The sequence below is a fragment of the Allomuricauda sp. ARW1Y1 genome (assembly GCF_013407935.1).
In the GTDB taxonomy this organism is placed as follows: Bacteria; Bacteroidota; Bacteroidia; order Flavobacteriales; family Flavobacteriaceae; genus Flagellimonas.
Map to the genome: position 1 here is coordinate 332,613 of NZ_JACBZU010000001.1, position 22,230 is coordinate 354,842.

General features: G+C 43.2%; 26 protein-coding genes and 1 tRNA gene. 16 read left to right on the forward strand and 11 right to left on the reverse strand.

What is annotated here, in order from left to right:
• Nucleotides 1-10 precede the first annotated feature (10 nt).
• Nucleotides 11-2,743, forward strand: a complete 2,733-nt coding sequence (locus tag GGE08_RS01460; RefSeq protein ID WP_179383142.1) for a PD-(D/E)XK nuclease family protein — start codon at nt 11-13, stop codon at nt 2,741-2,743.
• Here the strand turns inward: GGE08_RS01460 and GGE08_RS01465 are convergent, their stop codons facing one another.
• Nucleotides 2,744-3,454: an SDR family oxidoreductase gene (locus tag GGE08_RS01465; RefSeq protein ID WP_179383143.1), complete on the reverse strand. Its 711-nt coding sequence runs from the start codon at nt 3,452-3,454 to the stop codon at nt 2,744-2,746.
• A gap of 186 nt (nt 3,455-3,640) precedes the next feature.
• Between GGE08_RS01465 and GGE08_RS01470 the strand changes: the two genes are divergently transcribed.
• Together GGE08_RS01470 and GGE08_RS01475 are read left to right on the forward strand one after the other, a co-directional pair.
• Complete coding sequence (locus GGE08_RS01470) at nt 3,641-4,444, forward strand: RluA family pseudouridine synthase (protein ID WP_313790879.1); 804 nt, start codon at nt 3,641-3,643, stop codon at nt 4,442-4,444.
• 122 nt (nt 4,445-4,566) lie between these two features.
• Entirely contained in the window at nt 4,567-5,004 is a 438-nt protein-coding gene (locus GGE08_RS01475; RefSeq protein WP_257023930.1) for a hypothetical protein, read from the forward strand.
• 167 nt (nt 5,005-5,171) lie between these two features.
• Here the strand turns inward: GGE08_RS01475 and GGE08_RS01480 are convergent, their stop codons facing one another.
• From GGE08_RS01480 to GGE08_RS01495, 4 genes are all read right to left on the reverse strand, one after another.
• Nucleotides 5,172-5,399 (reverse strand): GIY-YIG nuclease family protein, encoded by a 228-nt coding sequence (locus tag GGE08_RS01480; protein ID WP_179383144.1) that lies wholly within the window; start codon nt 5,397-5,399, stop codon nt 5,172-5,174.
• Nucleotides 5,400-5,504: 105 nt separating this feature from the next.
• Nucleotides 5,505-5,759 (reverse strand): GIY-YIG nuclease family protein, encoded by a 255-nt coding sequence (locus tag GGE08_RS01485; protein WP_179383145.1) that lies wholly within the window; start codon nt 5,757-5,759, stop codon nt 5,505-5,507.
• Between the two features lie 41 nt (nt 5,760-5,800).
• Nucleotides 5,801-5,874 (reverse strand) — tRNA-Ala (locus tag GGE08_RS01490).
• 57 nt (nt 5,875-5,931) lie between these two features.
• Complete coding sequence (locus tag GGE08_RS01495; RefSeq protein ID WP_179383146.1) at nt 5,932-6,729, reverse strand: universal stress protein; 798 nt, start codon at nt 6,727-6,729, stop codon at nt 5,932-5,934.
• 53 nt (nt 6,730-6,782) lie between these two features.
• Here GGE08_RS01495 and GGE08_RS01500 point away from each other — a divergent pair, with 53 nt between their 5' ends.
• From GGE08_RS01500 to GGE08_RS01525, 6 genes are all read left to right on the forward strand, one after another.
• Nucleotides 6,783-7,283 carry a GNAT family N-acetyltransferase gene (locus GGE08_RS01500; RefSeq protein WP_179383147.1) on the forward strand — a complete coding sequence of 167 codons (501 nt, stop codon included), beginning with the start codon at nt 6,783-6,785 and terminating at the stop codon, nt 7,281-7,283.
• 12 nt (nt 7,284-7,295) lie between these two features.
• Entirely contained in the window at nt 7,296-8,630 is a 1,335-nt protein-coding gene (locus GGE08_RS01505; protein ID WP_179383148.1) for an MATE family efflux transporter, read from the forward strand.
• Between the two features lie 32 nt (nt 8,631-8,662).
• Nucleotides 8,663-9,430, forward strand: coding sequence for an enoyl-CoA hydratase/isomerase family protein (locus GGE08_RS01510; protein ID WP_179383149.1), 768 nt, complete (start codon nt 8,663-8,665; stop codon nt 9,428-9,430).
• A 286-nt stretch (nt 9,431-9,716) separates the two neighbouring features.
• Nucleotides 9,717-9,980: a hypothetical protein gene (locus GGE08_RS01515; RefSeq protein WP_179383150.1), complete on the forward strand. Its 264-nt coding sequence runs from the start codon at nt 9,717-9,719 to the stop codon at nt 9,978-9,980.
• The gene (locus GGE08_RS01520) at nt 9,977-10,243 is read left to right on the forward strand and encodes a type II toxin-antitoxin system RelE/ParE family toxin (RefSeq protein WP_179383151.1); all 267 of its coding nucleotides are present in this window, start codon (nt 9,977-9,979) and stop codon (nt 10,241-10,243) included. Before GGE08_RS01515 ends, GGE08_RS01520 begins: the two co-directional genes overlap by 4 nt.
• Before the next feature lie 14 nt (nt 10,244-10,257).
• The gene (locus GGE08_RS01525) at nt 10,258-11,016 is read left to right on the forward strand and encodes a UDP-2,3-diacylglucosamine diphosphatase (RefSeq protein WP_179383734.1); all 759 of its coding nucleotides are present in this window, start codon (nt 10,258-10,260) and stop codon (nt 11,014-11,016) included.
• Here the strand turns inward: GGE08_RS01525 and GGE08_RS01530 are convergent.
• From GGE08_RS01530 to GGE08_RS01540, 3 genes are all read right to left on the reverse strand, one after another.
• Nucleotides 11,013-12,272, reverse strand: a complete 1,260-nt coding sequence (locus tag GGE08_RS01530; RefSeq protein ID WP_179383152.1) for an MFS transporter — start codon at nt 12,270-12,272, stop codon at nt 11,013-11,015. The genes GGE08_RS01525 and GGE08_RS01530 overlap by 4 nt on opposite strands.
• A 6-nt stretch (nt 12,273-12,278) precedes the next feature.
• Complete coding sequence (gene recJ / locus GGE08_RS01535; protein WP_179383153.1) at nt 12,279-13,967, reverse strand: single-stranded-DNA-specific exonuclease RecJ; 1,689 nt, start codon at nt 13,965-13,967, stop codon at nt 12,279-12,281.
• Nucleotides 13,968-14,275: 308 nt separating this feature from the next.
• Nucleotides 14,276-14,698 carry an OsmC family protein gene (locus tag GGE08_RS01540; protein WP_179383154.1) on the reverse strand — a complete coding sequence of 141 codons (423 nt, stop codon included), beginning with the start codon at nt 14,696-14,698 and terminating at the stop codon, nt 14,276-14,278.
• Between the two features lie 55 nt (nt 14,699-14,753).
• Between GGE08_RS01540 and GGE08_RS01545 the strand changes: the two genes are divergently transcribed.
• The 3 genes from GGE08_RS01545 to GGE08_RS01555 all read left to right on the forward strand — a co-directional run bounded on the left by GGE08_RS01545 (nt 14,754) and on the right by GGE08_RS01555 (nt 16,667).
• On the forward strand, nt 14,754-15,356 hold the full coding sequence (locus GGE08_RS01545; protein WP_179383155.1) for a carboxymuconolactone decarboxylase family protein: 603 nt from the start codon (nt 14,754-14,756) through the stop codon (nt 15,354-15,356).
• 76 nt (nt 15,357-15,432) lie between these two features.
• Complete coding sequence (locus GGE08_RS01550) at nt 15,433-16,014, forward strand: hypothetical protein (protein WP_179383156.1); 582 nt, start codon at nt 15,433-15,435, stop codon at nt 16,012-16,014.
• 68 nt (nt 16,015-16,082) lie between these two features.
• Nucleotides 16,083-16,667: a Crp/Fnr family transcriptional regulator gene (locus GGE08_RS01555; RefSeq protein WP_179383157.1), complete on the forward strand. Its 585-nt coding sequence runs from the start codon at nt 16,083-16,085 to the stop codon at nt 16,665-16,667.
• On the opposite strand, the gene rsmI is transcribed toward GGE08_RS01555, so the two are convergent.
• Both rsmI and GGE08_RS01565 read right to left on the reverse strand, forming a co-directional pair.
• On the reverse strand, nt 16,664-17,338 hold the full coding sequence (gene rsmI / locus GGE08_RS01560) for a 16S rRNA (cytidine(1402)-2'-O)-methyltransferase (protein ID WP_179383158.1): 675 nt from the start codon (nt 17,336-17,338) through the stop codon (nt 16,664-16,666). The two genes, GGE08_RS01555 and rsmI, sit on opposite strands and share 4 nt — an antisense overlap.
• Before the next feature lie 48 nt (nt 17,339-17,386).
• A complete protein-coding gene (locus GGE08_RS01565) occupies nt 17,387-18,082 on the reverse strand; it encodes a hypothetical protein (protein ID WP_179383159.1) in 696 nt (231 codons plus the stop codon).
• A gap of 155 nt (nt 18,083-18,237) precedes the next feature.
• Between GGE08_RS01565 and GGE08_RS01570 the strand changes: the two genes are divergently transcribed.
• The 4 genes from GGE08_RS01570 (at nt 18,238) to GGE08_RS01585 (ending at nt 21,801) form a co-directional block, all read left to right on the forward strand.
• Nucleotides 18,238-18,882: a thymidine kinase gene (locus GGE08_RS01570; RefSeq protein ID WP_179383160.1), complete on the forward strand. Its 645-nt coding sequence runs from the start codon at nt 18,238-18,240 to the stop codon at nt 18,880-18,882.
• On the forward strand, nt 18,875-19,981 hold the full coding sequence (gene alr, locus GGE08_RS01575) for an alanine racemase (protein ID WP_179383161.1): 1,107 nt from the start codon (nt 18,875-18,877) through the stop codon (nt 19,979-19,981). The genes GGE08_RS01570 and alr overlap by 8 nt, the downstream gene beginning before the upstream one ends.
• A 79-nt stretch (nt 19,982-20,060) precedes the next feature.
• Nucleotides 20,061-20,468, forward strand: a complete 408-nt coding sequence (mscL, locus tag GGE08_RS01580) for a large-conductance mechanosensitive channel protein MscL (RefSeq protein WP_127140285.1) — start codon at nt 20,061-20,063, stop codon at nt 20,466-20,468.
• Between the two features lie 334 nt (nt 20,469-20,802).
• Entirely contained in the window at nt 20,803-21,801 is a 999-nt protein-coding gene (locus GGE08_RS01585) for an aspartate-semialdehyde dehydrogenase (protein WP_179383162.1), read from the forward strand.
• Here GGE08_RS01585 and GGE08_RS01590 read toward each other — a convergent pair.
• Nucleotides 21,782-22,138, reverse strand: coding sequence for a hypothetical protein (locus GGE08_RS01590; protein WP_179383163.1), 357 nt, complete (start codon nt 22,136-22,138; stop codon nt 21,782-21,784). The genes GGE08_RS01585 and GGE08_RS01590 overlap by 20 nt on opposite strands.
• Nucleotides 22,139-22,230: the final 92 nt, after the last annotated feature.

The window sequence follows — 22,230 nt, forward strand, 5'->3', positions numbered from 1 at the left end:
TTTTTAATCCATGCAGCAGACTTTTCTCGAATATGTGCTGGACGACCTGGCAAATAAGCAACTGGACATTACCCAATGTACCTTTGTGCTTCCTAGTAAACGTTCAGGAACATTCTTGAAAAAGTATATCTCCGAACGCCTTGTAAAAAACATATTCAGTCCAGAAATACTATCCATTCAAGAATTCATCGGAAATCTTACGGATATCAAGCAAGCTTCCAACATTGATTTGCTGTTGGCGCTCTATGAAGTATACAAAGCTTCGCAAAAAGAAGACCCGGACGACTTTGCCTCCTTCATGAATTGGGGGCAAACCCTGCTGCAGGACTTTAATGAAATCGACGGCTACCTTATTCCTGCGAAAGACATCTTAAATTACCTTTCCGCCATCAAGGAAATTAACCACTGGTCCACCAGCAAGGATAAATCCGAACTTGTGGAAAATTACCTGCAGCTGTGGAAGAACCTAGAAAGTATTTACGAACGCTTCTACGCCAGCTTGATAGCACAAAAACGCGGCTACCAAGGGTTGATTCAACGTGAGGCGGTAAAAGTACTTCAGCAAGAAAGTCCCAAGGGAAATAAATCAAACCCCATCGTATTTGTGGGCTTTAATGCATTGAACAATGCAGAGTCTCACATTATCCAGCACTATCTGGAAACAGGAAATTCCCACATCTACTGGGATATCGATTCCTATTTTTTGAACGACCCTATCCATGATGCAGGGCTTTTTATTCGGAACTATCAGTTTAATTGGCCTTATTACAAACATGGGCACAAAATAACGCCACAGAACAACTTTCTCTCCGAAAAGAACATCGTTATCACAGGAGTACCCAAAAACATCTCACAGACAAAGTATGTGGGTCAATTATTGGGGGAGCTCGATACAAACAGCGAGATAGACATCAAAAAGACTGCCTTGGTCCTTGCGGATGAGACTTTGCTCAACCCGATGTTGCATGCGGTACCAGAGAATATTCCAGAAGTGAACATTACGATGGGAATGCCCTTGAACAAAACGGTGCTCTACTCCTTTTTTATCAGTTATCTGGAGCTTCAACTCAACGCTTCGGAGAATGGATGGTTCTACAAGCGCGTACTGGAATTTATTTCCAATCCGTATGCCTTAACGCTATCCACTGAAGATCAGGGGAATTTTGCCCAAAAAATGTCCAAGGACATCAAAGAACACAACCTTATACATCTCAATAAGGCGGCCCTAACGAAATATCCAAAAGCCCAAACGTTGTTGTCCATCATATTTCCAGATAGCGCCCCATCCCCCATGGAATGGATACAACACAGTTTAACACTCATTGAGCACCTTAAGACCATCTACCAAAAAGAAAAAAATGCGCTCGAACTGGAATATTTGTATCGATTTTATACGCTTTATAATCAATTGGGACAGTATTTGGACAAAGTGGATTTTATGGGTGAACTGAAATCCATCAAAAACTTGTTCAAACAATTGGCGAATATGGAATCCTTGGATTTTATCGGTCAGCCGCTGACCGGTTTTCAGATTATGGGAATGTTGGAAAGCCGAAACTTGGATTTTGAAACGGTTATCATCACCTCGGTGAACGAAGGCATACTGCCCTCGGGAAAATCGAACAATTCCTTTATTCCTTTTGATGTGAAACGGGATTACGGCCTTCCCACTTACAAGGAAAAAGATGCCATCTACGTCTACCACTTTTACCGCCTGATTCAGCGCGCGAAGAACATTTACATTACCTATAACACCGAACCTGATGTACTTGAAGGTGGCGAGAAAAGCAGACTGATCACCCAATTGCTCACCGATGAACGATTAAAAGGCAATGTAAAACACTCCATCGCCACACCAAAAATTACCATTGAGGCCAAACAGCCTATCCAGATCCAAAAGGATAAAAAGCTCATGGAGGATTTAAAAGCGTTTGCCCAAAAAGGGTTTTCGCCCACCTCGCTCACCAATTATATTAAGAATCCTATCGATTTTTACACAAGAAATATCCTTAAAATCAATGATTTGGATGAAGTGGAGGAAAATATCGCGGCCAACACCTTTGGCACCATTATCCACGATAGTTTGGAACAGCTCTACACTCCTCTCATTGGTAACACGTTGACCGAGGAACATATCAAAAGCTTAAAAAAAGAAGTGCCCCAAGTGGTGCAGCAGCATTTTAGCAAAAACCTATCAGGGGTCGATGTTTCCAAAGGAAGGTTTCTGTTGGTGTATAATGTTATCCTGAAATATCTGTACAACTTCTTTGACAACGAAATAAACCAACTAAAACGTCATCACATCAAAATACTGGCTTTGGAAGAACGCTATGAAGCCTTGATAAACTTTCCAGAACTAGACTTTCCCATCAAGCTAAAAGGAACTTTGGACCGTGTGGATGAATTTGACGGTACCATCCGTATCATCGACTACAAAACGGGCAAAGTAGATTCCAAAAACGTGAAGATATCGGATTGGGAAGACTTGATTACAGATTTCGACAAGAGCAAAGCCTTTCAATTGTTATGCTATGCCTACCTGTATGCCAAAAAACACGGCAAAACGGATGTCGAAGCAGGAATCATCTCCTTTAAGAAACTGAGCCAAGGGCTATTACCTTTTTCAGAGGACAAGGACACCCGAATACATTCGGATACCCTTGCCCAATTTGAAACTTATCTATTTCGATTGATTGGGGAGATTTGTGATGCCACAATTCCCCTAACAGAGAAAATCGACTGATTATTTTAAATCCGGACGTGTGGGACGTACCTCGATTTTACTGGGCAAGGTACGTGGATGCATCGTCAATAAATCAATGACCAACTTTCCAATGTCCTCCGGTTGAATTTTCCACGCATCCTTGTCGGATGGTTCATTATTATTGAAATGTGATGCTACCGAACCGGGCATAATGGTGGTGACCTTGATGTTGTATGGCCTTAAATCGAGCATAGCAGCCTGGGTAAATCCGACCACTCCAAACTTAGTGGCGTTATAGCCTGCTCCCTGTGCAAAAAAGTTGGTGCCTGCCAAACTGGCCAAGGTCATATAATACCCTTCAGATTTTTTCAGCGCGTCAACTGATGCTTTTAAGGTATGATACACTCCATTCAAATTGGTATTAATCATTTGGTGCCATTTGTCATCACCCAACTCATCGACAGGTGCAAAATGTCCAACCCCTGCATTGGCCATCACTACATCTAATTGTCCCCATTTATCCAATATGGCGGCAACTGCCTTTTGTTCATCTTCCAATTGGGAAACATCGGATACCAATCCCAAAACATGGTCGGGACGATCTAACCCTTTTACGGCCGCATCGGCACTTTCTTGACTACGGCCACTAATGGCCACTTTCATGCCTTGCTCCAATAAACTTTCGGCAATTCCGTATCCGATACCTTTGGTGCCTCCTGTGATGTATGCTACTTTTCCTTCTAGTTTCATGTTGATTTTGTTTTGAAGTAAAGTTCAAAAAAGCAGGGACCAAATACAAAAAATCCATCCTAAAGGATGGTTAATGTTTGAATGTGGTCTGACTTTATTGAAAATTGATATTTTTATTTCATCTTAAAAATCGAAACCCATACCGTACCACAAATCCCGAAGCGCCAACGGCTGCAGGAATATGGTGTGGGTATTTTTGAAGCCTTCCCCACAAAATCGGCACTGAAAAAAGCGTTAAAGAAAGGTTACATCAAAGTAGATGGCGTAATTGCCAGTACAGCTACACTCATCTCTGGTGGCGAGCAAATTTCCTTGGACATTCCCCTAGAAACCACTACCAAGAGATCCTTTGCATTGCTCTTAAACGTGTTGTTTGAAGACGACTACTTGGCCGCCATCCACAAACCCGCTGGAATAGAAGTGAGCGGAAACAAGTTCAAGACCCTTGCCAATGCCTTACCAAAAAACCTTGAACCAAGTTCACTTTCGGATGCTACCATTCCGCAACCCGTCCACCGATTGGATTATGCTACCACGGGAATTGTTTTGGTGGGCAAAACCGCCAGTAGCATTCGTGCTTTGAACAAATTGTTCGAAGAAAAAAAGATTATCAAAACCTATTATGCCATTACCATTGGCAACATGAAAAGAAATGGCAGGATTGAAACGGTTATCGACGGTAAACCAGCACAATCCGATTATGAAGTTATGAAATCTGTCCCCTCCGAGCGTTTCGGCTTCCTGAATTTAGTAAAATTGCATCCCAAAACGGGCAGAAGGCACCAATTACGCAAACACCTGTTTAGCATTGGAAATCCAATTCTTGGTGATAAGGATTATGGCTTGGACAAGTTGATTTTAAAAGGCAAGGGGTTATACCTGCATGCCTATTCCCTGGAATTTGACCACCCCTTTACTAAAAAACCAATACATATTACGGATGGGCTTCCAGAGAAATTTGGGAAGATATTCGATGGCAAAGGAGGATAAAACTTTCGGGCAGAAGGTTCTTTGGCGATTTTAATATGCAGACCATTCCCATTGCTGTCAAACAACACTTCATTAAGGTTAAAATCAATATATTTAGGATTCTTAACTCTTTTATCTGCTAAATGAAAGCGTTGAAAATACGGTTCAAGAAAAAAAGACTTTACGCCAATTTGATTATAGGTGTCATTTGGCTCGTTTTTGCAGTAATCATTTTATTTACCGAATTTACCGAAGAAGAAAACCATTGGATGATTTATGTGTATCCCATTATCGGTTTTTTATATCTGGGGCAATACTGGTATGATTCAACCTTTCAATACTTAATTATCGACGATAACACTATCCAAAGAAATATTTTTTATGGGACGAACAGAAAAATAGCGTTAAAAGATATTACCTGGATAAAAAAATTCGCAGGTGATTATATCTTAAAATCCGACAAGAAGGATATGCACATCGACCTACGCCTCATAGATGAGTCTTCGTTGGACGAATTGAACAAGGTTTTGGCCAACTTGAACCTACCCGCAGATAAAACTCCTTTTCCAAGTGCCTTTTAACGCTTTCGGTACAGTTCAAAAAAAATCATCAATAAAAAAACACCCCGTAGATGGCGTGCTTTTACAACTTTTGGTGGAGAATACCGTCCCGATGGTTATCGGGAGAACCGGTGGCCTTTCCGAACGCCTTCGGAACGCTCTAGCCAACATCCTTCCCGACCAGAAACTCAATATATTTCCTGCTTTTTCTTCCTTTTAAAATCCTTTTCCCTGTTCATTGCTTCGCTCCGGGTGAAATACCTTTCTGTATACTTTACCTCCCAATCCTTTGCAGTTTTAGTGTATTTGGACCTGCCGCTATTATGGCGGTTCATCCTGTCATCCAAATCTTGACTGTGCCCCACATAATATCGGTCCAACGATTTACTATAAATGATGTAGACAAAAAATTCCATAAAAAAAGCACCTCACAAATGAGGTGCTTTTACGTTTTTGTGGAGAATACCGTCCCGATGGTTATCGGGAGAACCGGTGGCCTTTCCGAACGCCTTCGGAACGCTCTAGCCAACATCCTTCCCGACCAGAAACTCAATATATTTCCTGCTTTTCTTCCTTTTAATATCCTTTTCCCGAGCCATTGCTTCACTCCTGGCAGAAAACCTTTCTGTATACTTTACCTCCCAATCCCTTGCAATTTTAGTGTATTTGGACCTGCCACTATTATGGCGGTTCATCCTATCATCCAAATCTTGACTGTGGCCCACGTAATAACGGTCCAACGATTTACTATAAATGATGTAGACAAAATATTCCATAAAAAAAAGCACCTCACAAATGAGGTGCTTTTACGTTTTTGTGGAGAATACCGGATTCGAACCGGTGGCCTCTTGCCTGCCAGGCAAGCGCTCTAGCCAACTGAGCTAATCCCCCAAAGAGAGCGCAAAATAACTACTTTTTTCTGAAAGTATCAAAATTTGCGCTACTTCCTTAATCTTTTTTAACGCTTAGTACCAATACAGGTATCTTCACAAAGAACTCCGACTTGGGAATCGTGTTCTTTTCCCAAAGCTTTTTAAAGAACCCACGCTTTCTTCTAAAAACACATAATATATCGGGCTGCTCTTTTTGGAAGTATTCCGTTACGCCCAAGTACGTAGTTCCATTTTCTGTGATGGTCAACTGGGAGCTTAAATCCATCAAAGCGGTATTCACTTTTAAATCGTCCTCGGTGTATCCTGGTCGTTTTACCAGCAACAAGCTCACTTCCGACCTGAACTTGTTTTTTATAATGATCAACGGGTTCAAAATGCTACTTCGCTTCAAGATCCCCGATCCAAACGCGGTCAATATCTTTTTTGCAGGCTTAAAAGTGGTTCCTTTAGGAACAATCAATGTAGGAATCTCGGTCTGTTTGATGATTCGACCTGAAGTATTGCCCAAATAAAGCTCCTCTTGGATATCATTGCTTTTTGGGGCAATTATGATCAAATCGATGCCCAATTCCTTGTGAATACTCTTCAAACCGTCAATAATATCGCCGTTGTACGTGGCCATTTTAATGTCGATTCCCTTGGTATCAACTTGATCGATGACCTCCTTTAAATGTTCCTTACTGCTTTTTGCCACTTTTTCTTCCACATTGGCCAAGCTGCCCACCGCCGTAGTCACGGTGAACACATCCATCACAAAGATCTTGGCTCCGAATTCGGAAGCAAAGTCGACCGCATATTGCAGGGTTTGATGTGAATCTGGAGAAGTTCCAATGGGTACAAGAATATTGTTCATGGTTTGGTGATTACGATTAAACCTTAAATTTACAATTTAATTGAAACGAATCAATGATAAGACGCGCAAAGATATCTGAAATCCCCGATATCTTGACCATAACCCAAGCTTGTGCCAAAAAAATGCAAGAGAACGGTATTTTTCAATGGAACGAGCACTATCCCTCCAAAGAGGCTTTTCAAAAAGACATTGAACGTGGTGAGCTTTTTGTTGTTGAAGAAAAAAACACGGTTCAAGGCACCATTGTCATATCCACGTTGATGGATGAAGAATACAAACCCATTCAATGGCTTACCCCCAACGGAAACAGTGTTTACATCCATCGGCTTTCCGTGCACCCAAACCTTCAGGGGAAAGGACTTGCCCAACAAATGATGGATTTTGCAGAAAACCATGCCAGTGAACACAGGTTTGTCTCGGTTCGATTGGACACTTTCTCCCAAAACAAAAGAAACCAGCGTTTTTACGAGCAAAGGGGCTATCAAAAACTGGGCGACATCTACTTTCCCAAACAAAGCGAGCATCCTTTTCATTGTTATGAATTAGTGCTGTAACTTGTGCCCGATTTGAGCACGCAGGTAAACTTCAAGAGCATCAACCAATTGGCAATCCCTGCAACCATTTCCGGGATTGCAGAACCCATCCTCTCCATTACGGATACGGCCATAGTGGGCAACATTCCCGTAGACGGGTTGGAATCACTGGCCGCGGCAGGCATCGTAGGCTCCTTTTTGTCCATGCTGATTTGGGTTTTGGGCCAGACCCGTAGTTCCATTTCGGCCATCATTTCCCAATATTTGGGTGCAGGAAGATTGGACGAGGTAAAAAACATGCCCGCACAAGCCATTTTTCTCAACATCTGTTTGAGCATCGTAGTGCTGCTCACCACCATTTTTGTGATCGAAGAGATTTTTGCGCTCTTTAATGCGTCGGGAAAAATATTGGAGTATTGTGTCTCCTATTATTCCATTCGGGTTTGGGGATTCCCGCTTACCCTGTTCACCTTTGCCATCTTTGGTATTTTCCGCGGATTGCAGAACACCTTCTACCCTATGGTCATCGCCATGTTGGGGGCTGGGCTCAACATTGTTTTGGACTTTGTCCTTGTCTACGGTATCGAAGGGTTTATTCCCCCTTTGTATTTGGAAGGAGCTGCATGGGCAAGCTTGATTGCACAGGCCATCATGGCAATTTTGTCCCTTATCCTGTTGGTAAAAAAGACAGATATCAGCATGAAATTGACCTTTCCGCTGAACAAGGAAATCAAACGGTTGATTTTTATGAGTCTCAACCTCTTTGTACGTACCTTGGCACTCAATGCAGCCCTGATGCTTGCCGTGCGCGAAGCTACCACCTTGGGGGATCGATTTATCGGAGCGCATACCATCGCCGTCAACCTTTGGTTGTTTGCCGCCTTTTTTATTGATGGCTATGCCGCTGCCGGAAACAGTATGGGCGGAAAGCTTTTGGGCGCTGCCGATTACGACGGGCTATGGAAGTTGGCCAAGACCATCTTTAAATATGGGATGATCGTAAGTCTTGTTCTCATGTGCTTTGGATTCATTTTTTACCGTCCCATCGGGCACCTTTTTTCTAATGAGGAAATCGTCCTCAATACTTTTTACAGTATTTTTTATATCGTGATTTTAGGGTTACCCATGAACACTTTGGCTTTCATTTTTGATGGGATTTTTAAAGGGATGGGCGAAATGAAGTACCTACGGAATGTGCTCTTGGCAGCAACATTCTTAGGATTTATCCCTTGTCTTTATTTGGGCATGTATCTGGGTCTTGGTTTTTATGCCATCTGGATTGCCTTTGTGGTCTGGATGATGATTCGTGGATTCTCACTGGTCTGGAAATTTAGGCGAAAGTTCCGGCCCTTGGTACAAAACCCTTAATTTAGTGCTTTGCCATTTGATAATCGACGAAAATGACAACAGATAGAACCAATGGAAGTCTATACACCAAAATAGAAAACGGAATTGCAACCGTGGAATTTGGCCACCCTGCCAGCAACTCCTTTGTGTCCGAGCTTTTGGCTCGACTTACCCGGGAATTTGAAAAACTTGCCGAAAACAAAGAGGTTTCGGTCATCCTTTTAAAATCTGAAGGCGAACGGGCCTTTTGCGCCGGTGCTTCTTTTGATGAATTGGTAGCCGTTTCCAATTTGGAAGAGGGTAAACAATTTTTCAGCGGCTTCGCCCATGTCATCAATGCCATGCGCAAATGTTCCAAACCCATTATTGGCCGGGTTCAAGGCAAGACCGTTGGTGGTGGCGTCGGATTGGCATCGGCCTGCGATTATGTGCATGCCACGGTAGAGGCTGCCATCAAACTATCGGAAATTTCCATTGGAATCGGTCCCTTTGTTATCGCCCCAGCCGTGGAACGTAAAATGGGAAAAGCTGCATTGGCGGAGCTCACATTGTATCCCACAGAGTGGAAAAACGCCTATTGGGCCAAAGAACAAGGACTTTACGCCAAGGTATATGATTCCATTGCAGATATGGACAAAGAGTTGGACATTCATTTGCAGAAATTAGCAACCTATAATCCCGAAGCACTTTCCGAAATGAAAAAAGTACTTTGGGAAGGAACGGAGCACTGGGACGACCTATTGCTGGAACGGGCCGAAGCTTCAGGAAGATTGGCACTGTCTCCGAATACTAAAAAAGCATTGGAAAAGTTTAAAAAGTAGTTGAATGCTCCCCAGTTATAAAAATACGCGTCACCCTAAACTAGTTTAAGGGTCTCATGAAAAGATTAGGTGGTGAGATGCTGAATCAAGTTCAGCATGACGATTTTGAACAAGAGAAGAAATAAAAATTTACAAAATGAATGATTTGATTTTCCCCATACTCGTGCTCTTTGTGATTGTGGTGTATGTGGTCAACAGAATACGAAGCAACCGACGTTACAAAAAATAATATATACGATATATATTTTATATATTTGTTAGTGTAGCATTTGAGAGACCAAGTTGTATGGAAAACCAGATAAAAAAGTTGGTGGAAGTCGATAAATCCCTTGTGGTAAAACTAAAGGTTCTTTCCGCATTCGAAAACTTGAGCGTGAAAGCCTTAATGGAAAAAGCCATTGTGGAATACGTCAAAAAGAAGGAGCTAGAGCGTTTTGATCAACTTTCAGAAGCGGAAAAGGAAGACCTTGGGCTATTACTTTTGATGCAACAAGCGGACAAAGAAGATTTTGTGAGCGAAGACGATGTCTTTAAACTATTGGATGAATGAAAGTCAGGTATCTTAAATCGTTGGAAAAGGATTTAAGGAAGGTCAACGATAAAAAGACCAAGCAAAAATTGAAACAGATCATTCTCCAAATGAAAGAGGCCAAATCACTGGATGAACTTACTTCGGTGAAAAAGCTGTCGGGGCACCCCAATGCTTTTCGAATAAGGGTAGGTTCCTATCGTCTAGGTTTTTTCTATGAAAATAATACCTTCGTAGTATCCCGATTTGTAAAACGAAATGACATCTATAAACTTTTTCCCTAGATCCATTGGACCGTATTTCACTTCCTAAAGGCAAAAAAGTCTATTTCGCGAGCGACAACCACCTCGGAGCCCCGACCCGAACGGATAGTTTGCCCCGTGAAAAAAAATTCGTGGCTTGGCTCGACTCCATTAAGGACGATGCAGGTGCCATTTTTTTGATGGGCGACCTGTTCGACTTTTGGTTTGAATACAAAACCGTAGTCCCCAAAGGCTTTACCCGCACCTTGGGAAAACTGGCAGAGCTATCGGACATGGGCATTCCTATCACCTATTTTGTGGGCAACCACGACCTTTGGATGAACGGTTACTTCGAAGAAGAGCTCAATATTCCCGTTTACCATAAACCGAAGCAATTCCTCATCAACGACACTTCCTTTTTTATCGGTCATGGGGATGGATTAGGGCCTCACGACAAAGGCTTCAAACGAATGAAGAAAGTGTTTACCAATCCCGTGGCCAAATGGTTTTTTAAATGGTTGCACCCCGATTTGGGCGTTCGCTTGGGTCAGCATCTTTCGGTGAACAACAAAATAATTTCCGGTGAAGCGGATGCCAAATTCCTAGGTGAGGATAAGGAATGGTTGATTTTATACGCTAAACGAAAGTTGGAACAACAACATTACGACCATTTTATTTTTGGACATCGCCATCTGCCCATGGAAATACAGCTCAACGAAAAATCCAAATACACCAATCTTGGGGATTGGATTTCCTATTTTACCTATGCTGTTTTTGATGGCGAAAAGTTGACTTTGGAGAAATTGGAAGGTTAGTCCTCCTTCTCGTGCTCATCAATGTCCTTTTGAAGGTCCAATCGTCTAAAGGTAGGTGATACCAAGGCCGTGGTTCCTGCGGTCAAAAGCGTCATACATCCACCAAAAACCACCGCTGTGACGGTGCCCATCAATTTGGCCGCCAATCCACTTTCAAAAGCACCCAGCTCATTGGAAGACCCGACGAACATGGAATTTACAGAAGCCACCCTGCCCCGCATATTGTCCGGAGTCTTTAATTGCAAAATGGTTTGGCGTATGATCATCGAAACACCATCTACCGCACCACTAAGGAACAAGGCAATCACCGATAACCAAAATAACTCCGACAATCCGAAGACAATAATACAGACGCCGAAGGCGAACACGGCCCACAGCAATTTTTTTCCAGCATTTTTATGCAGCGGAAATCGGGTGGAGCCCAACATGGTGATGGAAGCTCCCACCGCTGGAGCCGCCCTCAAAATTCCGAATCCTTCCGAACCCACATGCAAAATATCCTGTGCATAAACGGGCAAAAGTGCTACGGCCCCGCCAAAAAGTACGGCAATCATATCCAAAGTAAGCGCTCCAAAAATGGCCTTGTTCCCAAAAACAAACTTGAGTCCATCCCGTAGACTTTGGAAAACTGACTCTCCCAATTTTGGGTTCATAATGGGTTTTTTGGGGATTTGGAACAAGAACATCAAAGCCACTAGCGAAAAGCCAAAAATAACGCACATGCTCCAGTGCACTCCTATCCAACTTATGGAGAATCCGGCCAAGGCAGGGCCTAAAACGGATGCCAATTGCCATGTGGAGCTGCTCCACGTAGCTGCATTCGGATATATTTTTTTGGGAACGATCAACGCGATCAACGAAAAAATGGTCGGTCCTAAAAACGAGCGCACAAATCCGCCCAAAAAAACCAAGGCATAAATGGAATAGAGAATGGTTTTGGATTCCCAAGATGCTTCAAGTCCGGGCCAACTCAACAAAAACAGCCCCAGACTGATTACGGAAAATCCTGCAATACAGGTCACTAGTAAATTCCGTTTCTCTTTCTGGTCCACGATATGGCCCGCAAAAAGTGCCATGCTCACCGCAGGAATCACCTCCATCAATCCAATAATCCCCAATGAAAGCGGGTCCTTGGTCAACGAATACACCTGCCACTCAATTACAATAAACTGCATGGACCATGCAAATACCATGGCAAAACGTACAATCAAAAATATGTTGAATTCCTTATAGCGGAGCGCTGCGTAGGGGTCCATAAGTAGCTAGCGAATATCTCTTAGTTTTAGTTGAAGGCTCACCGTTCCGTTCCATTCGTTTTCATCCAACGAAAATACGGCATCAAACGGTTTTATTCGCTTTACCACATTCAATTTATCGCCCAAATTAAACCCAATGGCGCCAATAGGATTGGAACCGGGCTGATATACGCTACACTTTAAGTGCTTTTCGTCTTCTCCTACGCCTCGTGCGTACCCGGTGTCCTTTAAACCTTCGGCCATAAAAATCGGGGTCATGTTCCCTGGGCCAAAAGGGGCAAATTGTTTCAAGATGCGCATCAATTTGGGTGTAATCTGATGCATAGCGATTTTGGCATCCACAGCAATCTCGGGCTGCAACAGTTTAGGGTCGATGGTTTCCGAAACCACTTTTTCAAACTGATTTTTGAAGGCCTCGTACTGTTCTTCCAATAGCGTAAGTCCTGCAGCATACATATGTCCGCCGAACTGCTCCAAGCAATCGGAACAGCCTTCAAGCGCGTTGTAAATATCAAATCCTTTGACCGAACGGGCCGAAGCAGCCAATTTGTCCCCACTTTTAGTGAAAACCAAAGTAGGTCTGTAATAGGTTTCTGTTAATCGTGAGGCCACGATGCCTATGACTCCTTTGTGCCAATTTTCGTTGTAGACCACCGAGGTAAACTTATCTTCTTCTTGGTTTTCCTGAATCTGTACCAAGGCTTCTTGGGTTATTTCTTGGTCCAAACTTCTTCGTTCGGTATTAAATAGTTCGATTTCGGCAGCATATTGTTGCGCTTGTGCAAAATCGGTCTCGCTAAGCAAGGTAACGGCATGTTGACCGTGTTTCATTCGTCCTGCGGCGTTGATTCGTGGCGCAATGATGAACACCACATCCGTAATGGTAAGTTCCCGTTTTTTGGTTTGGTCGATCAACGCTTTGATTCCTGTTCTTGGATATTCGTTGATGACCTGTAGTCCATAATGGGCCAATACGCGATTTTCGCCTGTGATAGGAACAATATCGGCCGCAATGGCAGTGGCCACCAAATCTAGATATGGCATTAAATCGTTGATAGTTTTACCCTGTTTGGAAGCAAGGGCCTGAATCAATTTAAAGCCTACCCCACAACCGCAAAGTTCCTTGTACGGGTATTCGCAATCCTCCTGCTTCGGGTCTAAAACCGCAACGGCTTCGGGCAGCTGCTGCCCTGGTCGGTGATGATCGCAAACGATGACGTCAATTCCTTTTTCCTTGGCGTATTTTATTTGGTTGATGGCCTTGATGCCACAATCCAGGGCGATCATTAGGCTAACATCATTGTCCGCTGCAAAATCAATTCCCTGAAAGGAAATACCATATCCTTCCAAGTAGCGGTCAGGAATATAGGTTGCAACATTGGGGTAGGCTTCCATCAAAAAGGAGCTCATTAATGCTACGGAAGTCGTGCCGTCCACATCATAATCCCCGTACACCAAAATATTTTCGCCCTTTGCAATGGCTTGCTCAATCCGCTGGACGGCCTTATCCATGTCCTTCATCAAAAAAGGGTCATGCAAATGGGTCAACTCTGGTCGGAAAAATGCTTTTGCCTCCTCGAAATTGGTAATTCCCCGCTGAATCAACAGTTGGGCCACCAAATTCTCCACGCCCAAAGCTTCGGAAAGTTGGTCAATGGCTTCTTGTTCGGGTTTTGGTTTAATGGTCCAGCGCATCCATGTTAGGTTTTGGAAATGGTCAGTTCGAGTGTTTCGAAAGATTTTCGAAACGTATCGAGAACCATTGGTTAAACATTTTTAGCAAGATTGGGCAACGAATCAAAATGACCGTTAATGAGGCTTCTTTTTTGGTTTGACCATTTCATACCATATTTTAAAAATAAGATGGTCACTCCAGTGCTTGTAAACTTAGTACAAAAAACTAATTCTACAATTATCCCTTTAAAAGTGGAATTGCTTGTTTTCCATGAAAGCCACTTCTCGATACAATTCTGATTTTATCAGAATTACTCGAAGTGACACTCTTACTTATGATGAAACATGGTCTTAATATCCAACTCAGCAAATTTTCTGAACATTTCCATAACACCACAATATTTTTCTACCGAAAGGTCTACCGCTTTTTTGAGTTTTTCCTCATTTAAGTTGGCTCCAGTAAAGTGGTACTCTATGGTTACGGAGTCATAGTATTTCGGATGTTCATCGGTGAGGTTCGCAATGGTCTCTATTTTAAAATCATCTACCTCCAGCTTCATTTTTTTGATAAGCGAAGCAACATCCAGACCAGAGCAGCCTGCCAAAGAGGACAACATCAATGCTTTGGGGCGCAAACCGGCACCCGAACCGCCACTTTCTGCGCCAGCATCCATACGCACTGTATGCCCAGAAGGATTGTTGCTCTCAAAGGCCATTTCGCCTAACCATTTGGTTGTGATGTGATTTGTCATGATGATTAATTTTTGTTTCTTGTAGACTTCAAAAATACAATTTATAATCTCAACGATGGCCCTAGTAGACCCCCTTTCCCCCGACCATGATATCGAAACCAAGCAACTGGCCGAATTTTTCAACGAAACCCTTGGGTTTTGCCCCAATTCGGTGCTGACCATGCAGCACAGGCCTTCCATTTCCAAGGCTTTTATCAATTTGAACAAAGCGGTAATGGCCAATGAAGACCGTGTGACCTCCGCCTTAAAACGAATGATCGCTTGGGTAAGCAGCAACGCCACGGGTTGCCGGTATTGCCAAGCACATGCCATTAGGGCCGCAGAACGCTATGGCGCCGAACAGGAACAGCTGGAAAACATTTGGGAATACCGAACCCATAACGCGTTTTCGGAAGCAGAGAGGGCTGCTTTGGATTTTGCGCTTGCGGCTTCCCAAGTGCCCAATACGGTGAATGCTGATATTAAAAATAGGTTACATCAATATTGGAACGATGGCGAAATTGTAGAAATGATGGGGGTCATATCCCTTTTTGGGTACCTCAACCGCTGGAACGATTCTATGGGCACCAACATTGAAGATGGGGCCGTGGAAAGTGCCGAAAAATATTTGGGCGAAGTAGGTTGGGAAAAGGGCAAGCATGATGGGTCTAAATATTGAAATGCTTTTCTTGACCTGTATCAACATTTAAGTCTCTTTATTGTCCAAATTTTGCCATGAACAAAAACTACCGATCATGGCAAAACTGATTTTAACACCTGAAAATCAAATCCAACGATTAAATACCATTTTCAATTCGGTTGAGCAGCTGAGGGATGTACCTTTGGTTCAACTCAAAAAGCGTGTCAATCCCAAAAGTTGGAGCGTGTTGGAGGTGATTTTACACCTCAACATCGCCTATGGACATTACCACAAGAAGTTTGAGGAAATACTGCCCAACTTATCCAGTATTGATGTGGATCAGAAAAAATTTAAATGCAGGGCTTGGCAAAAATTTGTGATTGAAGGGCAAAGGCCCAAAAACAACGTCAGAAAATGGAAAATGAAGACGCTAAAACGTTTTGAGCCCATAATCGATTTGGAACATGTGAATGACAATAAAGCAAATGAAATTATTGATTCATTCTTTGCGTTGTACGGACATTTAAAGGAAACCATTGTAACTAGCAGGGGAAAGGACGTTACGAAAATAAAGTTTGCGTCCGCAATCGGACCCATTGTTAATTTTTATCTGCCAGAAAGTTTTGAGTTTCTCATTTGCCATTTGGAACGTCATTTGGTTCAGATTAGTGAAATTTTGAAACAGGTGGAAAACTAATCTGTTCATAAATACCTTACTGATTTTGCCCATTGTAGTATTTTTAGAAAAAATATCCTTTGGGCAATATGCAAGATGAAGATTTTTTGCTTTTAAAAAACCTCTTTTTCAATCTTCGGATGTCCGATAACGAGGAGGCACGCTTCAAGTCGCTTTGGTGCACAAAATCTTTCAAGCAATACGATTTAATTACTGAAGCGGGTAGCATTGAACGGAATTTTTACCTCGTCCTCGAAGGCGTACAAGCTATTTATGTCTTGAATGAAAAAGGCGAAAAGGTAGTTTTGGGCTTCTCGTACACAGGCAGCCCATCTGGGGTTTTTGATTCTTTTGTTAGCGGAGAACCTTCAAAAATTTTCTTGGAAGCCCTGAAGCCATCAAGACTTTTGGCTATCTCAAAAAGCGATTATCTTGGTCTGTTCAAAAACGATTCTTCCTTTTACCAATGGGGACATCATTTTTTTCAGGAAGTACTGTTTGGTAGGTTATCCCGAGAGGTGGAACTGTTGACCCTAACCGCGGAACAACGATATATTTCATTTATGCAAAGATGTCCGGACGAATTAAAGGTAATTCCCCAAAAATATCTGGCATCCTACCTCAACATGAAGCCAGAAACCTTTAGCAGACTAAGAGCTTCTACTGTTTACTAAGACTTCTTCCCCCCAACCACAATCACAAATTCCCCTTTTGGTGCCTTCGTGGTAAAATAGGCGATCAGCTCGGCTATAGTTCCTCGAACCGTTTCTTCATACAATTTGGTCAATTCCCTGGACACGGAAATAGCCCTGTCTTCTCCGAAGTACTCGCCAAAATGGGTCAAGGTTTTGATAAGCTTGTGGGGCGATTCGTAAAAAACCATGGTGCGGGTTTCTTCGGCCAATTCCAAAAGTCGGGTCTGGCGGCCTTTTTTTATGGGCAGAAACCCTTCAAACACAAATCGGTCGTTGGGCAATCCGCTATTTACCAACGCTGGAACAAATGCCGTTGGGCCAGGCAAACACTCTACCTCAATATCGTTTTCAACACAAGCGCGGGTCAACAAAAATCCAGGATCTGAAATAGCTGGGGTACCTGCATCGGAAATCAGGGCGTAAATGGCACCCTCTTTCATTTTTTGCACCAATCCATCCACCTGTTTATGCTCGTTGTGCATGTGATGGCTCTGCAAAGGAGTGTCAATCTCAAAATGCTTGAGCAGCTTACCACTGGTCCGGGTGTCTTCAGCCAAAACTACATCTACTTCTTTGAGCACCTTGATGGCACGAAGTGTCATGTCCTCCAAATTTCCAATCGGTGTTGGCACCAGATATAGCTTTCCCATAGACCAAAGTTACGGTCTTACCTCTAAATTAAAATGGTAAAATGGAATTTATGCGAACCTTTTCTCAATGAGTGACATGAAGCGGGCCTCATACTCTTCTTTCCCCTCCCAATTATTGTACTCCGGCTTCACCATATTGTTGATGAAAGCAATGGAGCGTTCTTGGGTATCGATGGTGTTGAGTTGGGAAAGCACCCGCGTATAATCTTCCATATTGTTGTTGAACAAGTGCTTTACAAAGGCCAGTTTGTCGTTCAAGCCGACCTGAAAATCCTTAGCAAGCCTATCGTTCAACGATTTTGGCTGAATGGACTGTGCAGTGGAAGTGTTGCCTACCTGTTTGGGAGTTACGTCTTCCATGTCGTTTTTCATTAAGTTGGGCTTTGCCACAAATTCAGTAAAAACCTTTTCCAGATCTTCGTCGGACGGCATTTCGGACACAATATCCCTGATCGTGTCCATCGAAGGAGTTGTAATGATATCCTCTTGGTGCGGATTACTTTCCGGAACAGATTTGTTACCGCTCAACACAGCATTGGCCATTTTCTCGAACCGTGAGGCAATCACGTTTTGGGAGACATCTACCTCCACATCGTTCAACTTCTCATCAATAAATTTGAGAACGGCCAGTTTCTCATAAATTTTTCTGGACTTATCATATAGTGCCGCAAGATCGGTATCCTCCCGCGCCGTAATAATCTCGGTGGACAATTTGATCAGCTCTTCCCTCAATTTCCGTATCATAGCTTTTCCTCTTTCGTATAAAAATATAACGATTTTGCGAATACCCTATCAACAAAAGGTTAAAATCTTATTGAAAACAGGGGTGCAATTTTTTAGTAGCTTTGTGCTGGTTCCCATATAACGGGAAAACAAACAATTTCTTTCAAAAATACGGTATGTTTCTCGAAAACACAGTCAACCCTAAGGAACAGTTTGGATGGATTGAGGTGATTTGCGGCTCCATGTTTTCCGGAAAGACCGAAGAGCTTATCCGTAGACTAAGGCGGGCCCAATTTGCCAAACAAAAGGTGGAGATTTTTAAACCCATTGTGGATACTCGCTATCATGAAGAAATGGTGGTCTCCCACGATGCAAACGAAATCCGGTCCACTCCGGTTCCCGCTGCAGCAAATATTCGCCTGTTGGCGGATGACTGTGATGTAATCGGCATTGACGAAGCGCAATTTTTTGACGATGAGATCGTAACCGTGTGCAACGATTTGGCCAACCGTGGTATCCGGGTGGTGGTTGCCGGGCTGGATATGGATTTTAAGGGCAATCCTTTTGGACCCATGCCCGCGTTAATGGCAACGGCAGAATATGTGACCAAAGTACACGCCGTTTGCACGCGAACAGGCAATCTGGCCAATTACAGTTTTAGAAAATCCCTTAACGATAACTTGGTGCTCCTGGGCGAAACCGAAGAATATGAACCGTTGAGTCGTGGGGCTTTCTACAAGGCCATGCTCCGGGAAAAAATCAAGGATATGGATGTAAAGTCCGAAGAGGTGAATTCCAAAAAAGAAAAATCCAATGAGTAAGGTCGGGGAAACTACCTTGGTCTTGGACCTATCGGCCTTGGAACACAATTACAAATACCTTCGTTCCAAAATTGAGCCCACCACCAAATTTTTAGGAGTAGTAAAGGCCTTTGCCTATGGGAGCGATATGGTGACCATTGCGCAAAAATTGGAACAATTGGGCGCCGATTACCTTGCCGTAGCCTACGCAAGTGAAGGGGTTCTGTTACGACAGGCCGGCATAAAACTACCGATATTGGTCCTGCATCCCTTGGCATCAAATTTTGATGATTTGATTGCCTATTGCTTGGAACCGAGTCTTTATTCGAAAAACATCCTAAAACAATTTCTGAAAGCTGCCGAGATACAAGAACAAAAGCAGTATCCCGTTCACATTAAGTTCAACACAGGGCTTAACCGTCTGGGTTTTGCCGAAACCGATGTTGATTTTATTGAGGAAGCCATCACAAAAAGTACATCCATTAAAATCGTTTCAACCTTTTCGCATTTAGCGGCCTCTGAAGATGGTAACGAAAGGGAGTTCAGTTTAGCGCAGATTCATTCCTTTACCACATCGAGCAAGGCATTGGCTGAAAAATTGGGCTACACTCCCATGCGGCATATGTTGAACACTTCCGGAATCATCAATTATCCGAAGGCTCAGTTCGAGATGGTCCGCAGCGGCATCGGATTGTACGGCTACGGTAATCAGGCCGAAGTGGATGCAGCCCTCAAGCCCGTAGCCACGCTCAAAACCGTTATTTCGCAAATCCATGAAATCGAGCCCAACCATTCCGTAGGCTACAACCGCGCTTTTAAAGCCGACCAAAAAACAAGGAGTGCCACTTTGCCCTTGGGCCATGCCGATGGTATTGGTCGACAGTACGGAAAAGGAAAAGGTTCGGTGAGTATCAACGGGAAAAAAGCACCGATTTTGGGGAATGTGTGCATGGACATGATCATGGTAGACGTCACCGGAATTGATTGCAAGGAAGGGGACGAGGTCATCGTGTTCGGTCCGGAAAAATCCGCAGAAGCGTTTGCAGCAGGAGCCAATACCATCTCCTACGAAATCCTAACCGCGATATCCCAGCGTGTAAAAAGAGTGGTGAAAAATTGACTTTTTTTCGGCACCATCGTCCTTGCAGACCACTTTTTTCTTTACTTTGTTGGTCAATAACCAATACTCAACTATAAAAATGGGATTTTTAAAAGAATTTAAAGAATTTGCCATGAAAGGAAACCTGGTGGATATTGCCGTAGGTTTCGTCATGGGTGCCGCTTTCAAAGAAGTGGTGTCTTCCTTCACTGGAGGTATTGTATCTCCACTGATCGGATTATTGTTTAACGCAGATTTCAACGATTTGAAATACGTCATCACCGAGGGGACTCCAAATGATGCAGGAGAAATTGTTGGGGAAATTGCCGTGCTCTACGGTGCATTCCTTACCAATGTCATCGACTTTATCATCGTGGCCTTTGTGATGTTCCTCATTGTGAAAGGCGTTAACAAGATGAAGAAAAAAGAGGAGCCCGCACCAGAAGCACCAAAGGGTCCAACCCAAGAGGAGTTGCTGGCAGAAATCAGGGATTTACTTAAAAAGTAATTCAAGATTCATATTCAATGATGATGCAATGTCATTTCGAGCGAAGTCGAGAAGTATTTGGGACAAAAAACCAATCATCAGGCCTCGACTGCGCTCGACCTGACAACGAGTTGCCTTAATCATTGGATGTTTTGCATCTGAAAGCATAAAAATAGTTGGTGCACTTTAGGCACCGCCGCTACATCACAGTAACCTTTAAAACCATCAATGTGTTTCGCTAACATGTTGATGGTTGTTTTATTTATAACATTTTGTTATTTTTTATTGATTGCTGCGAAAAAAGCTTGTTTAACTCCCTGACTAAAGTACCTTTGCGGCAAGAAATAATTTTTAGATGAAAGTAGCAGTCGTTGGAGCCACCGGAATGGTAGGCGAGGTTATGTTGAAAGTATTGGAAGAGCGCAACTTCCCTATTTCAGAATTATTGTTGGTTGCCTCGGAGCGTTCCGTGGGCAAGAAGCTTACGTATAAGAACGAAGAGTACACCGTAATCGGATTGGCAGATGCTGTAGCCGCCCGTCCGGATATTGCCATTTTCTCGGCAGGGGGAGACACTTCGCTCGAATGGGCGCCCAAATTTGCCGAAGTCGGAACTACGGTTATCGATAATTCTTCGGCTTGGCGTATGGACCCCACCAAAAAATTGGTGGTACCCGAAATCAATGCCAATACACTCACCGCCAATGACAAGATCATCGCCAATCCCAATTGTTCCACTATTCAGATGGTATTGGCCTTAGACCCATTGCACAAAAAATATCAAATGAAGCGCGTAGTGGTCTCCACCTATCAGTCCGTTTCAGGAACGGGAGTTAAGGCCGTTCAACAAATGGAAAACGAAGCCGCAGGCATCGAAGGTGAAATGGCTTACCCGTACCCCATCAACCGCAACGCCCTGCCGCATTGCGATGTATTCTTGGAAAACGGCTACACCAAGGAAGAGATGAAGCTCGCCCGAGAACCACAAAAAATATTGGACGACCGCACTTTTTCGGTTACCGCTACGGCAGTGCGCATCCCAACTGCTGGTGGACATTCCGAATCCGTAAACGTGGAGTTCCACAACGACTTTGACTTGGCCGAAGTCCGCCAGTTACTCAGCGAAACACCGGGTATTGTGGTACAGGACAACCCAGCAACCAACACCTATCCCATGCCCGCTTTTGCCAACGGAAGGGACGAGGTCTTTGTGGGCCGCATCCGACGGGACGAAACCCAACCCAATACATTGAACATGTGGATTGTAGCGGACAACTTACGCAAAGGGGCCGCAACTAATGCCGTACAGATTGCAGAGTATGTTGTGGAGCACTTTAGTCCAAAAACAGTTTAAAAAGTAGAGTGTCACCATAATGGTACACTGTTATGGTGTCACTATTAGCTTCTTTCTTAAATCTAAATTTAGGAACTACTTGCCTTAACACATAATTTTCAGGGAGGTTGCTTTCGTAATTAGCGAAAGCTTTCATGTTTTGAATTGGGCTAATTAAAGGGGTTTCTCCATGAATTGCAATGCTATCTTGTAAAAGAAGAATTCCTTTTTGCGTTTTTTTTACTCTTTCAACCATTAAATCAACTTCCATATCTTTTGTAACCACCTTTGAATCATCAGATATAAATTCATAGAAAATGATTGAAATGAAAAGCAAAAAAAGGACAGAAGCGAGCAATAGGCCAGTTTTTACTTCCTTGTAACTAATGTTCCTAAGTCTGTCTTCGAATGTCATCTGAAAGTTAAAAAACGTTAAGTGCTTTTTCTTTG